We start from the raw sequence: 19,709 nt of genomic DNA on the forward strand, positions 1-19,709 counted from the left end.
CAATAATTACCACGGTATGCATAAACTCTGTTCCTCTCTCGTATGTTTCTGGCTGGTTTTGTTACTTCCCGCCCAATCCATCCAATCCACCATCTCCGACTTCAGCACTCATGAACCCGTCTCCTTTGTCAACATCGGCATCCTCGGCAAAAACATCGGCACCGTCAGCGATGCCAATGGTCATTTTACCCTGGACATTCCCCAGTCCGAAATTGTGCCCAACGATACCTTACGCTTTTCTTCAATCGGCTACCAAACCTTAGATTTTTTGGTCAAAGACCTTGCGACGCTCCCAAAGGAAATAAAGCTACAAAAAACAACCTTGCTGCTCCCTACCGTCACCATCAACCCCAAAAAATACAAACGTTTAAAAACCCTGGGGCATCGAGCCAATTCCGACAAGATTGTCTTCTACTTTCAGTCCAACCGCCTGGGAACGGAACTGGCCAGTTTAATTGAGGTAAAAAAGGGCAGTTATTATTTGAAATCGGCTCATTTCAACATTGCGGAGAACAAATTTGGGACGCTATTTTTTCGGGTAAACCTCTATGAAAGCCTCAATGGACTGCCCGGCAAAAACCTGCTGTCCGAAGGGATCATTGTCAAAACCGACTTAAAAAAAGGCACGCTCAGTGTGGACCTGGCCCGCTACAACCTGGTGCTTGCCGAGGATTTTATCCTCTCTCTGGAGTGGGTGCAAGCCTTGAATCAAGGCAAGCTGAGCAAAGACTTGATGTTTTGTGCAGCCCTGGGCAATGGCACCATTTTTACCAAAACAACCAGTCAAGCCAATTGGCGGGCGTTTACGCAGAAGAAATTTGGATTCAGGCCACAGTTGGGCTTTTATGTGGAGGGTGCGGCGGCGGAGTGATCTAGGCCGCTTTAGCGCTCATTTGTCCCAATAAATCTGCTGCCATTTCTGGGAGCCTTAAGAAGCATCGGGTGAACTCTGCTTTTAACAATTGCATTTCAGCAGCTGGTAAGGTATTGGCATCTCTCCAAAATCGCTCATTGAGTGCATTACATTCTTGTGCACTTTCTGCCATCAGATATAATGTGAAAAAAGTACGAAAGGTTTTATTATCCGATAAACGGCTGACTACATCTTGCACATGAGCATATTTTTTCATTCGCCAGGATTTTTGAAATCAAGTAAATCATACTCCCGCTGGTAAAATTTGCTGGTGCTATAGAAAGCTTAGGCAAGCGAGATGCAGGTCAGAAGAGCTAAATCTCTAAGCGCTAGCTACTTCATATTCCAATTTAAAAGGTGCTGCCATTCGTTTGGATGCATCCAAAATCTCGATTTTGACAATATTACCTTCACTATCAAAATCCAGAATAACCCCAGGCTTTACTTCATCGCTTTCCAGGATTTTTTCTTCTGAAAAGCGAAGAACAAGAATGTCTACCTCTTGGTCAAATTTAATTTTCATTTCGCCAATATTTTTCCACCTTGCTGGTTAGATAAACAGTAATAACCAGATTAGGGATTTTGACAATGTTAACGAATACCCTCACTAGAAAGTCTTTACCTTCATCCTCAAAATACCAAATCGATTGATAAATGAGTTTATTTTCTCCTTGAGCAATTGTTTGTTGGGGGTTTTCAATAATTGAGAAGACTATTTCTTCTGTTATTCCCCGCTCCTCCATTTGCTCTCTTGCATGACCTGAAATAACTACTTTAGGCATACCCTTGTAATTTACAAATTTTACATAATTCTCTACGAAATTTATTCACAATCCTTACAAAAATAGCGTTTTAGTTTGATTAAAAAAATAAAAAAACATTTTAATGAAAAATATTCCCTGTATGTAGTGCATTCCATGCTGGCACAAGTCTTCTAAATCAAACTCAAATAAACAATCAACCTGCTTTTATGGTTTCAACACTAGCCACAAGGAACTAAAACCCCCTCCCCCACATTGATCTTACCAAACATACTAAAAATCCCAAACAATCCCCCTATCTTTGCGCCCAAATACGACAGCGAAACATGAAGGTTTCTCTCAACTGGTTGAAGCAATACCTGAATCTGGACGGCCTCAGCCCCGAAAAAGTCGGCGAAATATTGACCGACATAGGTTTGGAAGTAGAAAGCATTGAACGTACCGAAAGCATCAAAGGTGGACTGGCAGGCGTAGTGGTAGGCCACGTGTTAGAACGTGAAAAACACCCCAATGCCGACAAACTTTCGGTGACCAAAGTAGACATCGGTACGGGCAGCTTGCTCAATATCGTTTGTGGTGCGCCCAATGTGGCCGCGGGCCAAAAAGTACTGGTTGCCACCGTTGGCACCACTTTATACCCCACCGAAGGCGAGCCCATCACCCTGAAAAAAGGCAAAATCCGCGGCGAAGACTCCGAAGGTATGATTTGTGCCGAAGACGAACTCGGCCTGGGCCACGACCACGCGGGCATCCTGGTTTTGCCAGCCGATACCCCAGTTGGCCAATCCGCCAAGGACTATTTCCAACTCGAAGAAGACCACCTCGTCGAGATTGGCCTCACCCCCAACCGCTCTGACGCAACCAACCACCTGGGTGTAGCCCGCGACCTGGCGGCAGCCCTCAAAATCAACTACGGCCACAACGGACTGGTCTGTGTACCCGAAGTTGAAGCGTTCAAAATCGACAACCATAGCTTACCCGTAGCGGTGAGCGTTGAAAATACCGAAGCCTGCCCCCGTTATAGCGGGGTAGTCATCAAAGGCATTACAGTGGGAGAGTCTCCCGATTGGTTGAAGCGCCGCCTGCAAGCCGTGGACGTGCGCCCAATCAACAACATCGTGGACATCACCAACTTTGTACTCCACGAATTGGGCCAGCCCCTGCACGCTTTCGACCTGGATGAGATCAAAGGTCGCCAAATCATCGTCAAAACTCTGCCCGCAGGCAGCAAATTCCTGTCTTTGGACGAGGTAGAACGCACCCTGCACGCCGAGGACCTGATGATTTGTGACGGCGACTCCACAGGCATGTGCATCGGCGGGGTATTTGGTGGACTCAACTCCGGGGTCAAGGACAGCACCGTCAACATATTTCTCGAAGCCGCCCATTTCAGCCCCACGTACATTCGCCGCAGCAGCATGCGCCACAACCTGCGCACCGATGCTGCGAAGGTATTTGAAAAAGGCAGTGACCCCAATGTCACCGTTTTTGCCCTCAAACGCGCAGCTTTGTTGATGCAGGAACTGGCCGGTGGCGAAATTGCCTCCGAGCTCATCGACATCTACCCGAACCCCGTAGCGCCGCGTGAAATCACGGTAAAATACAGCTACGTGAATGGTATTTTGGGGGTTGACCTCAGCCCTGCGGAAATGGAGGAAATCCTCGTTGCGCAAGGCATGAGCATCCTGACTTCGGATGAGCAAAGTTTCACCGTGGCCGTGCCCACCAACAAAGCCGACGTGCTGCGCCCTGCCGATATTGCCGAAGAAGTGCTGCGCATTTACGGCTTCAACCGGGTGGAGATTTCCGAAAAATTCAGCATCTCCGCCGCTTTGGCTCCCAATCCAGACCCAAGTCTGGTGCGCAATGCCATTGGCGACTTTTTGGCCGCTTCAGGGTTCAATGAAATCATGGCGGTATCCCTATCACAATCGCGTTATTACCGCCAGGCCCTCAAAAGTATTGCCGACGAGGAACTGGTGTACATCAACAATACCTCCAACGCGCAGTTGGACATCATGCGCCCGGACATGCTCATCAGCGGCCTGGAAGCCATTGTACACAACCAAAACCGCCAGCAAACCCGCTTGCGTTTGTTCGAATTTGGCAAAGTGTACCGCTTCAAAAGTGAAGGTGCCATTGATGAAAAGGCGCAACTCAGCTTGTTCCTGAGCGGCGATCGGTATGGCAAATCCTGGCTGATGAAGTCGCCATTTGAAGGGTCCAGCAACAAAACCCCTTATTTCACCCTCAAAGGCTACGTGCAAAACATCCTTTCCCGCCTCGGCTACGAAGGTTACCAGGAAACGGTGTTGGAAAACGATGAGCGTTTTGCCTACGGCTTGACTTACCACCGCGGCCAGCAGGTTTTGGCTACTTTTGGGCGGATCAGTGGCAACATGGTCAAAGAATTGGGCGTGCGCAACGAAGTTTATGCAGCCGTTTTTGAATGGGATAAACTGCTGAAAAGCCTGAGAAAGCAGAACGTGACCTATCAGGAAGTCAGCAAATTCCCGGCGACCAGTAGAGATTTGGCGCTGATTATTGAAAATTCTGTTAAATTTAGCGATATTGCGGCAATTGCCCGCAAAGTGGGTAAAAAATTGATCAAGGACATTACCCTTTTTGACGTGTACGAGAACGCCCAACAACTCGGCGAAGGAAAACGATCCTATGCCGTAAGTTACTGGTTCGAAGATGCTGAAAAAACCCTCGAAGACAAAGAGGTGGACAAGGTGATGAACCAATTGATCAACGAATACGAAACTAAACTAGGCGCCTTAATTCGGCGTTAGGGGCAATAAAAAAATAAGTACTCCTTTTGCCAAAGGATTAGATAAGTAAACGGTTTACTTCAAGTGTCTTATCTGATCCTTTGGCTCAAGAAAAATGAGCACTTATTTTTGCCCCACTACTTAATACAAGTGAATACTAAATGTTAGGACATTTACGTTGACTTGTTTTATTCGAATTTTGTGATGATCCTAAGATGAACGCATCTGAACAATTTGAACGCATCGAAATCAAAGTCCGCCAATTGTTGGCCCTGGTCAAACAATTAAAGCGCGACAATGGAGGTTTGCAGGAAGAAAACCGCGAACTCAAAGAGCATATTGCCCAGCGGGATGCCGCTATTCGTGTGTTACAAACTCAGGTGGAGCGCGCTGACCAGGAACTGGTAAAGCTGCGCCGTGAGGAGACCGAGCAATCGGACAAGTTTAAAGAGCAAGTCGATCAGTACGTTAAGGAGATCGACAAGCGCATTGAGTTGTTGGCCAACAATTGACTATAGCATGGAGGGGCAAGAGGAAACGAAGAACATCACGGTTGTAGTTGCCGGACGTCCATACCCCTTGAAAATCAGGGTAGAAGACGAGGCTTCTCTTCGCAAGATAGTCAAAGAAGTCAACGAAAAGATCAATCGTTTTCAACTGACATACACGCATAAAGACAAGCAAGACTGCCTGTCTATGGCGCTTTTGACCTACGCTGTTGATCTGCACAAAACCCAACTCGCCGCCGCTCAGGAAGCCCATCTCTCGGCCAAACTTTCTCACCTGGAAGCTCTCTTGGATCAGGAAGTATAATATTTAAAAAAATCGGAAAAAACGACTTTATGGCAGAAATTGGAATAGGCGCCGTCATCGGGTTAGTCATTGGTGCAGTAGCGGGATATTTTTTGGTTCAATTTTTCCTGAATAGATCCAAACAGCAGAAACTAGAAGAACTCAATTCCCAAGCTGACTTACAGATCAAAGAAGCCCGTTTATCGGCCAAACGTATTGTCGACGAATCAGAAACCAAAGCGGAGAAAATCGTCAATCAAGCGGAAAGCAAAAACGAACGCATCAAACAAAATAAAATTCAGGAGGCTAAGGATCATTTTGCCAAACTGAAATCTGACTTTGATAGCCGCAAGTCCCAACAATTGGTAGAAATGAAAGAGCGCGAGATGGAAATCAAATCGCTCGAATCAGAATTCAAGTCCAAGGAAGAAAAAATCGAAACGCGCCAGCGTGCGCTGGAACAGCAAAAATCCGAGTTCGACCTGAAAGAAGCTGAAACCGCTGCCATCCGGGAGAACCTGGAGAAGCAGCTGAAAATTGTGGCCAAAAAACGGGAAGAACTGGACCAAGCCAACGAAATTCGCATCAAAGAACTGGAGATCATCTCTCGCCTGAGCGAGCAAGAGGCGAAGGAACAGCTTTTGGATGCTGTACGCGCCAAGGCCCAAACCGATGCGATGTCGATCGTCAAAGAGTCCATCGAACAGGCCAAAATGGATGCCAACAAGGAGGCGAAAAAAATCGTCATCCAGACCATCCAGCGCATGTGTGCAGAATACACCATCGAAAACACCGTTTCGGTATTCCACCTGGAATCGGACGACATGAAAGGCCAGATCATCGGTCGGGAAGGTCGCAACATCCGGGCGCTGGAAGCTGCCACTGGTGCTGAAATCGTGGTAGACGATACCCCGGAAGCAATCGTCATCTCCAGCTTTGACCCCATCCGCCGCGAAGTAGCGCGTTTGGCCCTCAAAAAACTGGTGGCCGACGGTCGCATCCACCCTGCCCGCATCGAAGAAGTGGTGGCTAAAACCCGCAAACAACTCGACGAGCAGATTGTAGAGATTGGCGAAAAAACCGTCATCGACCTCGACCTGCACGGTCTCGATCCGTACCTGGTGAAAATGGTAGGTCGCATGCGTTTCCGCTCTTCTTACGGTCAGAACCTGATCAAACACTCCATCGAAACCGCCAATCTTTGTGCCATCATGGCCGCGGAATTGGGCCTCAACGCCAAACAGATCAAACTGGCCAAACGGGCGGGCTTGCTCCACGACATTGGTAAGGTTGCTGAAGAGGAATCTGAATTGAGCCACGCTATCCTGGGGATGCAGCTCTGCGAAAAATACAAGGAACACCCTGCCGTCATCAACGCCGTAGGTGCCCACCACGATGAAGTGGAAATGAACAACATCATTTCACCCATCGTACAGGCTTGTGACGCCATCTCTGGTGCACGCCCAGGTGCTCGTCGCGAAATCCTGGAAAGTTACCTCAAGCGCATCGGTGAGCTCGAAGAGCTGGCCATGGGGCACGAGGGTGTAACCAAAGCTTTCGCCATGCAGGCTGGCCGCGAATTGCGCGTCATCGTAGAAAGTGAAAAAGTAACCGACCAATATGCCGACGACCTGGCCTTTATGATCTCACAAAAGATCCAGGACGAAATGCAGTACCCCGGCCAGATCAAAGTGACGGTCATTCGGGAGAAACGGGCGGTGGCTTTTGCACGGTAGGGCGATAAAAAATGAGTGTTCATTTTGCCCCACTACTAAGTCAAAAATATACTCGATTATAACACGGTTGGAAGCGCCTGTTTGGGAAACTGAGCAGGCGCTTGTTTTTTGTTTAAGGGGTATTTACCCAACCAAGCTATAATATGTCTAAATTAGGATTGCAAGAAAAATACACAATGGAATATATTGTTATTCAAAATAAATCACTATGTTTGTCAACCATTGAAAAATTAAACACCCAGTGAAAGCGGTTTACTCAAATTTTTTACCTGTAAAATAGCTTTAAGTATGAAAAAAACGCTTGAACGCCTGAATGGCGAAAAATTTGCTTCCTATGCCCTAGAGGCAAAAGCAATGTTCTCAATTGTTGGAGCTACAGACCTTACGGATGGCCCCACTGGTACACAAACCGGCGGTTCTACCAACAAACTTGTTGCTTCAACTTGTAACCTAGGTTTTTCCCATGCCAACAAAGACTGGGCTTCCGATCAAACACCTATCGACCTTGACCCAATCAAGGATGTTGATGTTAAGTAGGTTCTGACGGTATCAAAACCAATTTTGGGCTACAGGAAAGGTTAACTTTCTCGTAGCCCATTCTTATCTTTAGTACTGTCCATTCCCAAAACAACACTGGAAATGATCCTGATCAAGTCAATAGCGGATGACTTCTCGACTACTCATATCATCAAATGGTTGGAATATTTTGGCGTTCCCTTTCTGCGGATAAATGATGAAAAAATAATCAGCTTCAGCATTGAAAGTGGGAAAAGAACCCGGGTTAACCTGGAAAATGAAAAAAGCTTCGTGTTGGAAGAAATCCAGGCCTATTGGTACCGTAGGGGGATGTGGAAATTCAAATCAAATGCGGCTGCAAGCACCAATACACTATACAAGGTTTTTGACCAACAAGACACAGCGAATAAAAAAGGCTTGCTGAAGTTTTTGAACGAATCCCTCAAACTATGCGGCGACATCAGTGACCAAAATAGTGCATTTGAAGCCAATAAACTGGATCAGTTACGCAAAGCGGAAGCCTGTGGAATTCCTCTGCCCGAATATCTGGTCACGACCCAAAAGAGTGAGTTGCTTGCCTTTTTAGCTCAACATAGTAGCCTTATCACCAAAGCGCTCACCAACGCCATTTATTACGTCAGCGAGGATGTCTTTTTTCCGCCGCATACGCTGCTTTTGGATCAAAGCAATGTAAGCCGTATCCCAGATGTATTTGCAGAAAGTCTGTTTCAGACACTCGTGCTTAAAAAATACGAAATCCGCAGCTTCTATTTTTACGGGAAATTTTACTCTATGGCCATTTTTTCCCAAAATGACGATCAAACCAAGGTAGATTTTCGGAACTACAACTGGAAAAAGCCCAATCGCAACGTACCGTATCAATTACCCGTTTGCTTGGAGGAAAAGCTGCAAAAGCTGATGGAGCTACTACAACTACAAAGTGGGTCCTTTGACCTCATTGTTACTCCCGACGATCAGTATGTATTTTTGGAAGTAAACCCGGTTGGACAATTTGGTATGGTTTCTATTCCATGCAATTACGGTTTGGAAAAACTACTCGCAGAACACTTGGCATATGGAAAACAATAACAGAAAGAGTTTGGAGGAAGTCAAAGTGCTATTTGACGACCTCAAAACGACCCAGCCTGAAATGCTGGAAGCCTTATTCTACCTGGAAGAATTGAAATTTTTTAATCCCGATGAAACTTTTTTGGTGAAGGAAATGCCTTTGGAGCGCTACCAAACCAGCGCATACCTAATGGATACTAGCTATTACAAAACCGTTTCCAGGATGTTGCCCAAAGCGGTGATTGAAAAATTAAAAGCCAACACCGATGAAATACGCTGAGCAGGCCACACAGTACCTGAAGCTGTTTTCGAACTGTTTTGTCACTAAAGGAGTCATTCGCTCCATCATTGTCGACGGGTACCGAGGAGGATTTGAATTTATCCCCAACGACCTGGGTGATTTGTTACAAGAGGCGGAGCAATATACCATCGGCGAACTCTATACCCAGTACGGGGAAGAGAACTACCCGGCAATCGACGAATACATTGACTATCTGCTCGAAAAAGAGCTGGTTTTTATGGTCTCAGCTGCTGAGAAATCCTGTTTTCCTGCTCTGTCTATGGAATGGCGTTTTCCTGGAAAAATTGCAAATGCAATTCTGGATGTTGGCGCAGCGCAATCCTATGACTTGCCCGCCGTACTTCAGCAATTGGATGAGCTGCAATGCCTGGCCCTACAGGTCAGGTTGTTTGCGCCACAATCCTTGGAATGGCTGGAGAACCTGCTTAAAGCCTGTTCAAGCCTTACTTTTGAAAGCATCAACCTGTTTCTGCCTTACGATTCCTTGCTTGACGAGGAAAGACTGTTGTATCTGGCCTTAGCGCACCAAAAAATTGCCAGCATAGTGGTGCATGGTGCCCCCGAAACCCGTCGTATTCGCCACGAAGCCATTGATAAATTGGCTGGACTTTTCTACATTGAAACGCCTATTGTTGACGAGAGTCATTGCGGGGTTACGCTCCCGGAGTACTTTTCCGCCAATCTACTACACTATACAGAATCTTTGGCGGCCAATACCTGCCTGAACCACAAAATCGCCGTGGATCGTTTTGGAAACATCAAAAACTGCCCCTCCATGATCGAATCCTATGGGCATGCCAATGAGGTTTCGCTCAAAGCAGCATTAGCTGCAGAAGGCTTTAAAACCAAATGGAGCATCAAAAAAGAGCAGATCGATGTTTGCCAGGTGTGTGAATTTCGGCACATTTGTACCGATTGCCGGGGGTATCTTGCCGAACCTGCCAATGTGTATTCCAAACCCGCCAAATGCAGTTATGATCCTTATGTGGGAGTTTGGAATTAAAAAAAATTAGTATGCCACTAAAATATCCATTTTTTGGGCAACTCGATGCCAGCGATTGTGGCCCGGCCTGCCTCAAAATGGTCACCAAATTTTTTGGCAAAGAAGTTTCCATCAGCACCATTCGTAGAACGACTTTTTTGCAGCGCCAGGGCACTTCGATGTTGGGCCTGAGTCAATCGGCAGAATCACTCGGGTTAAAAACACTGGGGGTCAAAATCAACCTTGACCTACTGCGTACCGAAGCCCCTTTACCTGCCATTTTATTCTGGAATCAAAACCACTATGTTGTACTGTATAAGGTAAAAAAAACGCGCTATTACATCGGCGACCCTGCCCGGGGGCTGGCCTGGATTTCAGAAGCAGAACTCAAAAGATCCTGGATTACGGATCAAACCAATGGGGAAGGCATTGCCCTTTTTTTGGAACCGGGGACTCATTTCCAGGAAATGTTGGACGAAGGTCTCGAGGAGGAGAAAAAAACAAGTTTATGGAGCTTGAGCACTTATGTATACAAGTACAAAAAATACTTCGGTTATTTATTGCTGGGCATGTTGCTGGGTTCATTGCTGGAGTTGCTCATTCCCTTTTTGGGCAAAACGATGATTGATCAGGGGGTACAAAACCTTGACCTGAGCATTGTCAACCTTATTTTGGCCTCTCAATTGTTCATTTTTTTTGTGGGTACCGTCATTCAGACCCTACGTTCCTGGTTGTTGTTGCACATCAGCAGCCGGATCAATGTGACCATTCTGAGTGAGTTTATTTTTAAACTATTGAACCTTCCCCTTTCGTTTTTTGATACCCGCATGAAAGGCGATATCCTCCAACGTACCAATGACCACGTACGCATTCAAAGTTTTTTGACCTCCAGTACCCTGGCCACTGTTTTTTCCTTTTTGAACATCCTGGTGTTTTCCATCGCCTTGGCTTTTTACAGCGTTCAAATCTTTGGGGTGTTTCTGGCGGGCAGTCTGCTTTCGATCCTGTGGGTGTTCTTTTTTTTGGAACGGCGGCGTTTTTTGGACAATGCCACTTTTCGCTACAACGCCAAAAGTCAGAACATTCTTTTTGAGCTGGTGGACGGCATTCACGAGCTCAAACTCACCAATGCGGAGCTTCCCTACAAGTGGAAATGGGAAAATGTACAAGCGAAAGCCTTTAAGTTGGGGCTGCGCAGCCTCAACATCGAACAATGGCAGTCGATCGGCAACAACGTTTTGAATGAACTCAAAAACCTCCTGGTTTCCTATTTAGCGGCGCGTTTGGTGATCGAAGGGAAAATCACCCTGGGCATGATGCTCACCATTTCCTACATGATGGGGAGCCTGAATGGCCCGATCAGCCAGATCATTGGATTTTTTCGGGCAGCCCAGGACGCCAACATCAGTTTGCGCCGCCTACAAGAAGTAAATGCCCTCAAAAATGAAGACGATGGCCTGTTTATGGATGCTCCGGCCTCGGAGCTTCGAGTTATGATTGGGGCGGGAAACATCACGATTCAGCAAGCCAGTTTTTCTTATGGTGGCCCGGGTTCACCCAAAGTATTTGAGGGTTTAAATCTGGATTTGCTGGGCGGAAAGGTCAATGCCATTGTGGGCACCAGTGGCAGTGGCAAAACCACTTTGCTCAAACTATTATTGAAGTTTTATGCCCTCGAAGCAGGCGAAATCCGCATCAACGGCATTGATTTGAACAGCCTGCGCTCTTCCTCCTGGCGCGGGATGTGTGGGGTGGTCATGCAGGATGGATACGTATTTGGAGATACCATTGCCCACAACATTGCCCTGGGGGAAGAAGATGTCAATTATGCCAAGCTGATCCATGCGGCGCAAGTGGCCAATATCCATGAGTTTATTGCAGGTTTGCCGCTGGGCTACAACACCAAAATTGGCTCCGAAGGCATGGGCATCAGCATGGGCCAAAAGCAGCGAATTCTGATTGCGCGGGCAGTGTACAAAGACCCCAATTTCATCTTTTTTGACGAGGCCACCAGCTCCCTCGATGCCAATAATGAGCACGAAATCATGCACAAATTGGGAGCTTTTTTTGAGGGAAAAACGGTGGTAGTGGTGGCGCATCGCCTGAGCACGGTGCGCAATGCGGATCAAATCATCGTGTTGGAAGATGGGAAAGTTGCGGAAATAGGCACCCATCAGGACTTACTCAACAGAGAGGGGATGTACTATCGATTAATCAATAAACAATTGACTTAACATGGCAGTGCAGCACAAAGAAATCGGCCAATTTGACGAGATCATCGGCGCCATCCCTGAACGGGCACTACGCAGGTACGGCTTGATGATCATCCTTCTGGTTGCACTGGTTGGATTGGCCGTATCCTTTTTAAAAATCGCCGAAAAGATCAACACAGACATTACCATTACCGCCCTGAACCCGCCAGTGGAGCTCAGTCCCAGTACTCCAGGCATCGTAAAAGAGCTTTTTGTCAAGGATAAAATGCAGGTGGAAAGAGATCAGGTTTTGGCACACATTGAAGCGGAAATTGACCTGGAGGATATTGAATTGATCGAAAAAAGTATTCCTTATTTTTCCACTTACCGCAGCCACCCAGAACAAGTATTCAACATGTTGAATGGAATTGGACACCTGGAAGGCGAAATTGAAATCCCAATCGTAAACCTGGCCCAACACCTGGAAAAATACATTCGCCTATTGGCCGACCCCCTCTACAAGGACAAAAGAAGCATCCTGGAAGAACAACTGGTGTACAAACGGCGCTTACAAGAATTGTTGGTCGCAGAATTTGATAGTAAAACGGAAGAAAAAGACACCGAAGCCTCCGAACACGAGATCAACAGCAAATTGTATGACTCCTCCGTCATCTCCAAACTCGACTATTTAAGATCCAAAAAACAACTCATCAGCACCGAATCCATTTTAAAAAGGCAGCAAACTGATCTAGAACGGAATAAAGCGGAGATGGAGGAGATCAAAGCAAATGTGCAAACCCTGGAAATCGAGTACAAAAAAGAACTACGCCAGATTGAAGATAAAATCGATGATGAAATCAACGGCCTAAAAACCATGGCGCATGGTATGGAGCATACCTATCGCCTGGAGTCGCCCATTGCTGGCTTACTGGAATATGTGGATGCCTTGGATCGTGGCCAGTCCATCAAACAAGCAGACGTCTTGTTTGTGGTCACCCCGGCGTCTAGTCAGGTGATTGGCCGCATGTCGGTGCCGGAAATCAATACTGCCAATTTGCACATCGGCAAAAAAGTGCGGGTTAAACTACAAAAATACCCTTTTAAGGATTGGGGCATGCTGGAAGGCCGCATATATGCCATTACCAATATTCCGATTGAGGGGAAATACCGGGTGAAGGTTGAATTCCCCAAAGGTTTTTTGACTACCTACGGGAAACGAATTTCGGAGGCCAACCAACTAGAAGGCAAAGCGGAAATCATCTTGAGTAAAAAGACGATTTTTTACCACTTGTTTAATCAATTCAACTCAGCGCTTGATCAAATGAAAGATTAGGATGTAAAACGACTGAGGTGTTTCTTAAGTGTCTTAGGATTCTTAGGTGGTAAAAAAATGTGCTTACAGTTTTTCTTTCACCACCTAAGAATCCTAAGACACCATAGAGACACCTCAGTAGGGACCCCTTACGGCCTCACCACCCGATCCACGCCCCCCGGAGGGCAATTCTCCTTCAAAAACTGCGTAAACAGCGTCGCCAAATGCTTCGACGTCCCCTCACCCTCATAAATCCCGTGCGAGCGGTTCGGGTAAGCCATCATTTCAAACTGCTTGTTGTGTTTGACCAATTCATTGATCAAACGTTCCCCGCTCTGGTAATGCACATTGTCGTCGCCAGTGCCGTGGATGTAGAGCAACTTGCCCTTCAGGTTTTTGGCGTAGGTGATTGGCGAACCATTCACAAAATCCTCCATGTTCTCCTGCGGCAGGCCCATGTAGCGCTCCTGGTAGATGTTGTCGTAGCAGAGTTGATCCGCTACGGCGGCAATGGAGATACCGGTCTTATAAATTTCTGGGTGTTTGAACAACAGATTCAAGGTTGCGCTGCCGCCGCCACTCCAGCCCCATACCGCTACGCGGGAGGTGTCGATGTAGTTCCATTTAAAAATCTCTTTGGCGCCCATAGCCTGATCGTGGATGTTGATGATGCCGATTTTGCGGTAAATCGATTTGCGCCATTCCCTGCCTTTGGGTGCGGGCGTGCCCCGGTTGTCGAGCGAGATGTAGAAGTAGCCATCCTCCGACATGTTGCCCTGGTACATGTTGGCATTGCCCATGCCCCAGGAATTCTTGACTGTCTGCCCGGCTGGTTCGGTATACACGTGGAACACCACTGGGTACTTTTTCTGCGGGTCAAAATTTTGGGGTTTGACCATCCAGCCGTCCATCGTGACGCCATCCACCGTAGTGACCTGGAAAAACTCCACTTTGGGGCTGGCGGCTTCGGTTTTAGGCGCCTCCGTTTTGGCCTTTATGGGCTTGCAATCCGGGATGGTAACCCAGTCACTTTGTGGGCGCGTATTCACGTTGGAAAAACGCTGCTGTGCAAAACGGCCACTCGGCGCAAAAGTATAGCCATAAGTCCCCTGGGTATTGGCGGGGGAAAGCCGTTCCGCTTTGCCGCTGCCATCCAGATTGACTTTGTAGAGGTATTTTTCGGTGGCATTGTCGGGTGAGGCCAGAAAATAAATGGCCTTGGTTTTTTCATCAATCAAACCTGGATCAATCACATCATAAGCGCCTGCTGTGAGGAGTTTTTCCTGTTTGCCATCCCGGCTGATGCGGTAATAATGCCGCCAGCCGTCTTTTTCGGTGAGCCACAAAAAGGCTGCACCACCTTCGATCCAGTCCCAGCTCTGATCGGCGTCCATTTGTACATCTACCCAGGCGGCGTCTTTTTCCTCCCAAATCGATTTTGCCGTGCCGTTGGCGATGGTGCACAAGAAAATTTTGTTCACTTGCTGCTTGCGGTCCAGTTGTTGCAGGATGATTTCGGAAGAGTTGGCTGCCCAATCCATGCGGGGAATGTAGTGCTGCCGATTGTCGCCGGGTACATTCATCCAGCGGGTAGCTCCGCCTTTTACCGACACGATGCCAACCTTACAGGCCGAGGGCGTTTCACCGACCTTGGGGTATTCCACGGGTACGGTGAAGGAATAAATCGAATCAGTGTTGTTGATCATCAGGAAGTATTTCACGTTGCTGGCGTCGATTTGCCAATAGGCGATGTTGTTGCCATCGGGGCTCCAGCGGAAGCCGTCGCGGCAACCAAATTCTTCTTCGTAGGCCCAGTCGAAGGTGCCGTTGATGATCTTGTCGGTGCCATCTTTGGTCAGTTGGGTGATCTTGTTGTCGGCCAGGGTTTGTACATACAGGTTGTGTTTGCTCACAAAGGCCACCTTGCTGCCGTCGGGCGAAAATTTGGCAAACATCAGCGAGGAAACGGGCAGGTTAGCCCCTAGCTGTACCAGGCTCTTTTTATCCAGATCCAGTACCCAATAATCCCCCCGGGTATCGGCGCGCCAAACTCGGACTGAGTTGGTATAAATCAACACTTTACGGTTGTCTGCTGAGGGGCGGATCGAACGTAGGCGCAGCGCCTCGGTTTTGCCCGCTGGCGTAAGCATGGCCGTAGTCGCGATTATGCTACGGGTTTGTTCGGGGAGGGTGTATTGTACAATCTCCCCTTTTTCGGGTGTCCAGTAGGAATTGCCGTCTTTGGTCCATTGGTTTCCGCCGCCTTGGGCGAAGAGGGTAATGCTACTCAGGAGCAACAACAGCACGAGTGATGTACTACGCGGTTGAGCAGTAGCAATCCATGATTTGAATTTGTTCATATGCCTGACAATTTTGGGAAAGTTAAAAGTAAAAAATTGGGAATGAATGCGCAAGCCTTTAAAAACTGCCGGGTGGATTCATTTGGTCGACGAAGGGCGAGCGTAATATGAGGCAGGAGTTCGCGTAGGTATAAAAAAAGAGCATCCTCCGAGAGGATGCTCCAAGATTCCCTAAAATCACCCGAATTATTAATCAATAATAGCGATTAACTGCCACAAATAAAGCGGTTTTGGAAGGGCTGGCTGATGACATTTATCATGGGAATACTTTGATTTTTGTCAAAAAACTTGATTCGAGGGAAAAGAATACGTTTTTGTAAAGTCACCCCTTTTCTCTGACATAACTCATTGTAGTCGGCACAGATATTGAGCTTTTTTGCAGGAACTAAGTACCAGCTCATAATTAATGATGCTTATTTGAAGGAGCTAATTTTAAACCAGACAAGGCAAAAAACGTAGCCATAGCAGCGCTACGGCGAGGCTTTTTAACGAAGTCTGGTTTAAAAATGGCCCTTCAAATAGCATTAATTGATTGTGAGCTGGTACTTGAAATCGACGATCATGAGCGAAGTAAAAAAAATATTGTTCCCAACCGATTTTTCGCCCAGCGCGCAAAATGCATTCAAACATTGTTTGATCCTGGCCGATTATTATCAGGCGAAAATAGAAGTGCTGCACGTGGTGTTTCCCGAATACGCCGCGCTGGATGTTCCGGTGGTTTCGATGGCCACTACCCGTGAAAAAGTGGACGCTGCCGTATCCGTCATGCATTCCTTTGTGGAATTGGGCCTGTCCCAAACCCAGGCTTTGTATACCTTTCAATCCATTCCTAAGGTGGAGGAAAAAGTAGAAATGGGCATTGCCGTGGGTACCATCGTCAAACTGGCAGAAGACCGCCACGCGGACTTGATCATGATGGGCACCAAGGGCTCGCACAATACCCTGGAAAAAGCCTTCGGCAGTATTTCAACGGGGGTCATTGAGCAGGCCAAATGCCCAGTGATGCTCATCCCCGAGTTTGCGCAATGGAAACCTACCCATATTGTGGCCTACGCCAGTGATTTATCGGAGTCCGATCCTTATCATTTTTGGAAGGCTGCTGAAATGTTGACTCCTTTTCACCCTCTTTTGCACGTGATCAACATTCATAAAGGAGGTGCTCATGATCAAATAGCAATTGATGAATTGAAAAAAATCTTCAGCGACAATACCCCAGCGGTACAAATTTCCTTTCACCAGGAAAAACACGACTCCGTTGCTACTGGTTTGGAAGAGTTTGTCGACAATTACGGCGTCGACATGCTAGTGATGTATTCGCCTCACCGCTCCTGGGTCGAGCGTTGGTTTCACCACAGCCAAACCCGGGATGTAGCGTTTACGACGCGGATTCCGTTGTTGGTGATTAAAAGTTGAAAAGTTGAGGAGTTGATAAAACGGTCGCTGAGCGTAGTCGAAGCGTCGTTTTCTCAACCCTCAACTTTTCAACTCTTCAACTTTTCACTCTATCTTTAAGGCATGAAATTACTGTACAACCGCATTTGCCTGCGCCACGATACCGGAATGCACCCAGAGAACAAAAAACGCCTGGAGGTATTTTCAGATATTCCAGAAACGGAGTTTCCCAATGGCGAGCAATACCTGGAACTGGTTCACGATCCTGCCTACATTCGTCAGGTGCGGGAAGCTGCTCATCTGGGGGCCCATCTCGATCCCGACACCGTTGTTTCGGAGGGTAGTTATACAGCAGCTTGCCATGCGGTGGGGGCGACAATTCTAGCCATGCAAAACCAGGATTTCGCCCTGGTGCGCCCACCTGGTCATCACGCTTATCGGAATCGGGCAAGTGGTTTTTGTTTGTTTAACAATGTAGCCATCGCCGCTCAATTGGCGGTCAACGAAGGCAAAAGAGTCCTGATTTGTGATTTCGACGGCCATCTGGGCGATGGTACTTCGGATATTTTTTACCAATCCGATCAAGTATTATACTGGTCGATGCACCAATACCCGGCTTTCCCAGGGCATGGTTTTGTCAACGAATTGGGGGAAGAGAAAGGTTTGGGTTATACCCTGAATATGCCGCTGCCACCCGGTAGCGCCGACGATATTTTTATGGATGCCTTTGGTCATTTTTTGCCACTGGCCGAGCAATTCCAGCCCGATGTGGTGGCCATTTCCGCAGGCTTCGATGCCCATCAATACGACTTGCTACTCGATTTAAAGGTTACTACCAATACGTATTATCAGATCGGGCAATTGCTCCGGGAACGTTTTTCGCATATTTTTGCGGTGCTCGAAGGCGGCTACAATATTCCTGAATTGCAAAAGTGTGTGTATGCATTCGAGGCTGGGGTGAATGGTCTACCTTTGCCGCCACCCTGCGAAGAAGTACGTACCACCTCGGGTATGCGCGTGTGGGAAACGTATGAAATGTACCTACACGGCTCATTGGGGAAGTTGAAAAAACACTGGAAGGTATAATCTATGTCCGATACCATCATTGCCCTCGCCACTCCTCCCGGGGTAGGCGCCATTGGAGTCATCCGTTTATCTGGCCCAACTGCCATTCAGTTGGTAGATGCCGTATTTCATGGCAAAAAACTGAGTGAACAAGCCAGCCACACCATTCATTTTGGCAGCATCCGGGATGAAAAAGACCAAATTCTGGATGAGGTTTTGGTGTCCCTTTTCATCGGGCCACGCTCTTATACTGGAGAACATGTGGTGGAAATTTCCTGTCATGGTTCCAATTACATCATTCAGGAATTGATTCGACTCTTCATCCGCAAGGGGGCCAGATTGGCACAACCTGGGGAGTTCACCATGCGGGCTTTTTTGAATGGCAGAATGGATTTGTCGCAAGCCGAAGCAGTGGCGGATTTGATTGCTTCCAACTCCGCTGCGGCCCAACAAGTGGCCATCAAACAATTGCGCGGAGGTATTTCCAGCGAAATCAAAAAACTGCGCCAGGAACTGATTGATTTTGCGAGTCTGATCGAACTGGAACTGGATTTTGGTGAAGAAGACGTAGAATTTGCAAACCGTGATCAACTGCGGGCTTTGGTACAAAAACTCCTGCGCCTCATCCACAAACTCAGCGATTCTTTCCAATTGGGCAACGCCATCAAAGAAGGGGTGAACACTGTGATTGCTGGACGACCCAACGCTGGAAAATCTACTTTGCTTAACGCTCTGCTCAACGAAGATCGCGCTATTGTCAGCGAAATACCGGGCACCACCCGGGACACCATTGAGGAATCGCTCAACATCCAGGGCATCCAATTCCGCATTATTGATACTGCTGGCATCCGCGAGGCATCGGATGCTATTGAGGCGATCGGGGTACAAAAAACGCTGGAAAAAGTACGGCAGTCTGCAGTGCTGATCTACTTGTTTGACGTCATCAGAACCCAGCCCGCTGAATTGGAAGCAGACTTGGCCCAGCTGCTGCACGACGAAACCCAACTGCTGGTGGTGGCCAATAAAATGGACCTCAACCCCTACACGGAATACAAACATTACGCCAATCCACACTTTACGGCGGAGCAATGGATTCCTATTTCTGCTTCCAATGAAATGAACATCGAATACCTCAAAGAACGCCTGTACCAAACGGTGGTCGGGCAGGAGGCCAGCATGGATGGGGCCGTGGTGAGCAATGCCCGGCATTATGAGGCCCTGCTACGGGCGCAAACCAGCCTGGAGGCGGTGATTCAGGGTTTGGACAATGCGGTGACCACGGATTTTGTGGCAATGGATATCCGGCACGCGCTGGCGTACCTGGGCGAGATCACGGGGGAGATTTCGACGGAGGATTTGTTGGACAATATTTTTTCGAGGTTTTGTATTGGGAAGTGAGCCGGATATTTCAAAGCAGCTACCTATAGAATTCTCAAAATAGGCCTCCGCCAAGATGGTGCACGGATTAAAATTGTAGATGCCAGTAATGGCCAGATTTATGAAAAAGGAGGGGCAGGGAATATTGTAAGCCCAATCCGAATACCA

General features: G+C 47.6%; 18 protein-coding genes. 14 read left to right on the forward strand and 4 right to left on the reverse strand.

What is annotated here, in order from left to right; genetic code table 11:
• The first annotated feature begins 16 nt into the window (after positions 1 to 16).
• On the forward strand, positions 17 to 871 hold the full coding sequence (locus ACEW9O_RS22120; RefSeq protein WP_373552387.1) for a carboxypeptidase-like regulatory domain-containing protein: 855 nt from the start codon (positions 17 to 19) through the stop codon (positions 869 to 871).
• A 1-nt stretch (position 872) separates the two neighbouring features.
• On the opposite strand, the gene ACEW9O_RS22125 is transcribed toward ACEW9O_RS22120, so the two are convergent.
• The 3 genes from ACEW9O_RS22125 to ACEW9O_RS22135 form a co-directional block, all read right to left on the reverse strand.
• Entirely contained in the window at positions 873 to 1,130 is a 258-nt protein-coding gene (locus tag ACEW9O_RS22125; RefSeq protein ID WP_373552388.1) for a hypothetical protein, read from the reverse strand.
• A gap of 105 nt (positions 1,131 to 1,235) precedes the next feature.
• Positions 1,236 to 1,436, reverse strand: coding sequence for a DUF2283 domain-containing protein (locus tag ACEW9O_RS22130; protein ID WP_353481193.1), 201 nt, complete (start codon positions 1,434 to 1,436; stop codon positions 1,236 to 1,238).
• On the reverse strand, positions 1,426 to 1,695 hold the full coding sequence (locus ACEW9O_RS22135; RefSeq protein ID WP_373552389.1) for a DUF4258 domain-containing protein: 270 nt from the start codon (positions 1,693 to 1,695) through the stop codon (positions 1,426 to 1,428). The genes ACEW9O_RS22130 and ACEW9O_RS22135 overlap by 11 nt, the downstream gene beginning before the upstream one ends.
• A gap of 305 nt (positions 1,696 to 2,000) precedes the next feature.
• Between ACEW9O_RS22135 and pheT the strand changes: the two genes are divergently transcribed.
• From pheT to ACEW9O_RS22185, 10 genes are all read left to right on the forward strand, one after another.
• A complete protein-coding gene (pheT, locus tag ACEW9O_RS22140) occupies positions 2,001 to 4,469 on the forward strand; it encodes a phenylalanine--tRNA ligase subunit beta (RefSeq protein ID WP_373552390.1) in 2,469 nt (822 codons plus the stop codon).
• Positions 4,470 to 4,663: 194 nt separating this feature from the next.
• Positions 4,664 to 4,960, forward strand: coding sequence for a hypothetical protein (locus tag ACEW9O_RS22145; RefSeq protein ID WP_373552391.1), 297 nt, complete (start codon positions 4,664 to 4,666; stop codon positions 4,958 to 4,960).
• 7 nt (positions 4,961 to 4,967) lie between these two features.
• Positions 4,968 to 5,261 carry a cell division protein ZapA gene (locus tag ACEW9O_RS22150; protein WP_373552392.1) on the forward strand — a complete coding sequence of 98 codons (294 nt, stop codon included), beginning with the start codon at positions 4,968 to 4,970 and terminating at the stop codon, positions 5,259 to 5,261.
• Positions 5,262 to 5,290: 29 nt separating this feature from the next.
• Positions 5,291 to 6,976, forward strand: a complete 1,686-nt coding sequence (gene rny, locus ACEW9O_RS22155; protein WP_373552393.1) for a ribonuclease Y — start codon at positions 5,291 to 5,293, stop codon at positions 6,974 to 6,976.
• Positions 6,977 to 7,264: 288 nt separating this feature from the next.
• Entirely contained in the window at positions 7,265 to 7,513 is a 249-nt protein-coding gene (locus tag ACEW9O_RS22160) for a hypothetical protein (RefSeq protein WP_373552394.1), read from the forward strand.
• A gap of 102 nt (positions 7,514 to 7,615) precedes the next feature.
• Positions 7,616 to 8,581, forward strand: a complete 966-nt coding sequence (gene gwsG, locus ACEW9O_RS22165) for a grasp-with-spasm system ATP-grasp peptide maturase (RefSeq protein WP_373552395.1) — start codon at positions 7,616 to 7,618, stop codon at positions 8,579 to 8,581.
• Positions 8,568 to 8,840 (forward strand): hypothetical protein, encoded by a 273-nt coding sequence (locus tag ACEW9O_RS22170; protein WP_373552396.1) that lies wholly within the window; start codon positions 8,568 to 8,570, stop codon positions 8,838 to 8,840. Before gwsG ends, ACEW9O_RS22170 begins: the two co-directional genes overlap by 14 nt.
• Complete coding sequence (gene gwsS, locus ACEW9O_RS22175; RefSeq protein ID WP_373552397.1) at positions 8,827 to 9,864, forward strand: grasp-with-spasm system SPASM domain peptide maturase; 1,038 nt, start codon at positions 8,827 to 8,829, stop codon at positions 9,862 to 9,864. Before ACEW9O_RS22170 ends, gwsS begins: the two co-directional genes overlap by 14 nt.
• An 11-nt stretch (positions 9,865 to 9,875) precedes the next feature.
• Entirely contained in the window at positions 9,876 to 12,077 is a 2,202-nt protein-coding gene (locus tag ACEW9O_RS22180) for a peptidase domain-containing ABC transporter (protein ID WP_373552398.1), read from the forward strand.
• Between the two features lies 1 nt (position 12,078).
• On the forward strand, positions 12,079 to 13,368 hold the full coding sequence (locus tag ACEW9O_RS22185) for a biotin/lipoyl-binding protein (protein ID WP_373552399.1): 1,290 nt from the start codon (positions 12,079 to 12,081) through the stop codon (positions 13,366 to 13,368).
• Positions 13,369 to 13,496: 128 nt separating this feature from the next.
• On the opposite strand, the gene ACEW9O_RS22190 is transcribed toward ACEW9O_RS22185, so the two are convergent.
• Positions 13,497 to 15,707 (reverse strand): S9 family peptidase, encoded by a 2,211-nt coding sequence (locus tag ACEW9O_RS22190; RefSeq protein ID WP_373552400.1) that lies wholly within the window; start codon positions 15,705 to 15,707, stop codon positions 13,497 to 13,499.
• Between the two features lie 561 nt (positions 15,708 to 16,268).
• On the opposite strand from ACEW9O_RS22190, the gene ACEW9O_RS22195 reads away from it, so the two are divergent.
• From ACEW9O_RS22195 to mnmE, 3 genes are all read left to right on the forward strand, one after another.
• Positions 16,269 to 17,120, forward strand: a complete 852-nt coding sequence (locus tag ACEW9O_RS22195; RefSeq protein ID WP_373552401.1) for a universal stress protein — start codon at positions 16,269 to 16,271, stop codon at positions 17,118 to 17,120.
• A 102-nt stretch (positions 17,121 to 17,222) separates the two neighbouring features.
• The gene (locus tag ACEW9O_RS22200) at positions 17,223 to 18,185 is read left to right on the forward strand and encodes a histone deacetylase family protein (RefSeq protein ID WP_373552402.1); all 963 of its coding nucleotides are present in this window, start codon (positions 17,223 to 17,225) and stop codon (positions 18,183 to 18,185) included.
• Between the two features lie 3 nt (positions 18,186 to 18,188).
• Positions 18,189 to 19,562 (forward strand): tRNA uridine-5-carboxymethylaminomethyl(34) synthesis GTPase MnmE, encoded by a 1,374-nt coding sequence (mnmE, locus tag ACEW9O_RS22205; RefSeq protein WP_373552403.1) that lies wholly within the window; start codon positions 18,189 to 18,191, stop codon positions 19,560 to 19,562.
• Positions 19,563 to 19,709 lie beyond the last annotated feature (147 nt).

This window comes from Haliscomenobacter sp., assembly GCF_041740695.1.
In the GTDB taxonomy this organism is placed as follows: Bacteria; Bacteroidota; Bacteroidia; order Chitinophagales; family Saprospiraceae; genus Haliscomenobacter.

Bases quoted from the DNA above. Each gene is read 5' to 3' on its own strand.
- ACEW9O_RS22135 (WP_373552389.1), bottom strand. From the start codon at position 1,695: ATGCCTAAAGTAGTTATTTCAGGTCATGCAAGAGAGCAAATGGAGGAG.
- ACEW9O_RS22125 (WP_373552388.1), bottom strand. From the start codon at position 1,130: ATGAAAAAATATGCTCATGTGCAAGATGTAGTCAGCCGTTTATCGGAT.
- pheT (WP_373552390.1), top strand. From the start codon at position 2,001: ATGAAGGTTTCTCTCAACTGGTTGAAGCAATACCTGAATCTGGACGGC.
- ACEW9O_RS22145 (WP_373552391.1), top strand. From the start codon at position 4,664: ATGAACGCATCTGAACAATTTGAACGCATCGAAATCAAAGTCCGCCAA.
- ACEW9O_RS22200 (WP_373552402.1), top strand. From the start codon at position 17,223: ATGAAATTACTGTACAACCGCATTTGCCTGCGCCACGATACCGGAATG.
- ACEW9O_RS22195 (WP_373552401.1), top strand. From the start codon at position 16,269: ATGAGCGAAGTAAAAAAAATATTGTTCCCAACCGATTTTTCGCCCAGC.
- rny (WP_373552393.1), top strand. From the start codon at position 5,291: ATGGCAGAAATTGGAATAGGCGCCGTCATCGGGTTAGTCATTGGTGCA.
- ACEW9O_RS22130 (WP_353481193.1), bottom strand. From the start codon at position 1,436: ATGAAAATTAAATTTGACCAAGAGGTAGACATTCTTGTTCTTCGCTTT.
- ACEW9O_RS22160 (WP_373552394.1), top strand. From the start codon at position 7,265: ATGAAAAAAACGCTTGAACGCCTGAATGGCGAAAAATTTGCTTCCTAT.
- ACEW9O_RS22150 (WP_373552392.1), top strand. From the start codon at position 4,968: ATGGAGGGGCAAGAGGAAACGAAGAACATCACGGTTGTAGTTGCCGGA.
- ACEW9O_RS22185 (WP_373552399.1), top strand. From the start codon at position 12,079: ATGGCAGTGCAGCACAAAGAAATCGGCCAATTTGACGAGATCATCGGC.
- gwsG (WP_373552395.1), top strand. From the start codon at position 7,616: ATGATCCTGATCAAGTCAATAGCGGATGACTTCTCGACTACTCATATC.
- ACEW9O_RS22180 (WP_373552398.1), top strand. From the start codon at position 9,876: ATGCCACTAAAATATCCATTTTTTGGGCAACTCGATGCCAGCGATTGT.
- gwsS (WP_373552397.1), top strand. From the start codon at position 8,827: ATGAAATACGCTGAGCAGGCCACACAGTACCTGAAGCTGTTTTCGAAC.
- ACEW9O_RS22190 (WP_373552400.1), bottom strand. From the start codon at position 15,707: ATGAACAAATTCAAATCATGGATTGCTACTGCTCAACCGCGTAGTACA.
- ACEW9O_RS22170 (WP_373552396.1), top strand. From the start codon at position 8,568: ATGGAAAACAATAACAGAAAGAGTTTGGAGGAAGTCAAAGTGCTATTT.
- ACEW9O_RS22120 (WP_373552387.1), top strand. From the start codon at position 17: ATGCATAAACTCTGTTCCTCTCTCGTATGTTTCTGGCTGGTTTTGTTA.
- mnmE (WP_373552403.1), top strand. From the start codon at position 18,189: ATGTCCGATACCATCATTGCCCTCGCCACTCCTCCCGGGGTAGGCGCC.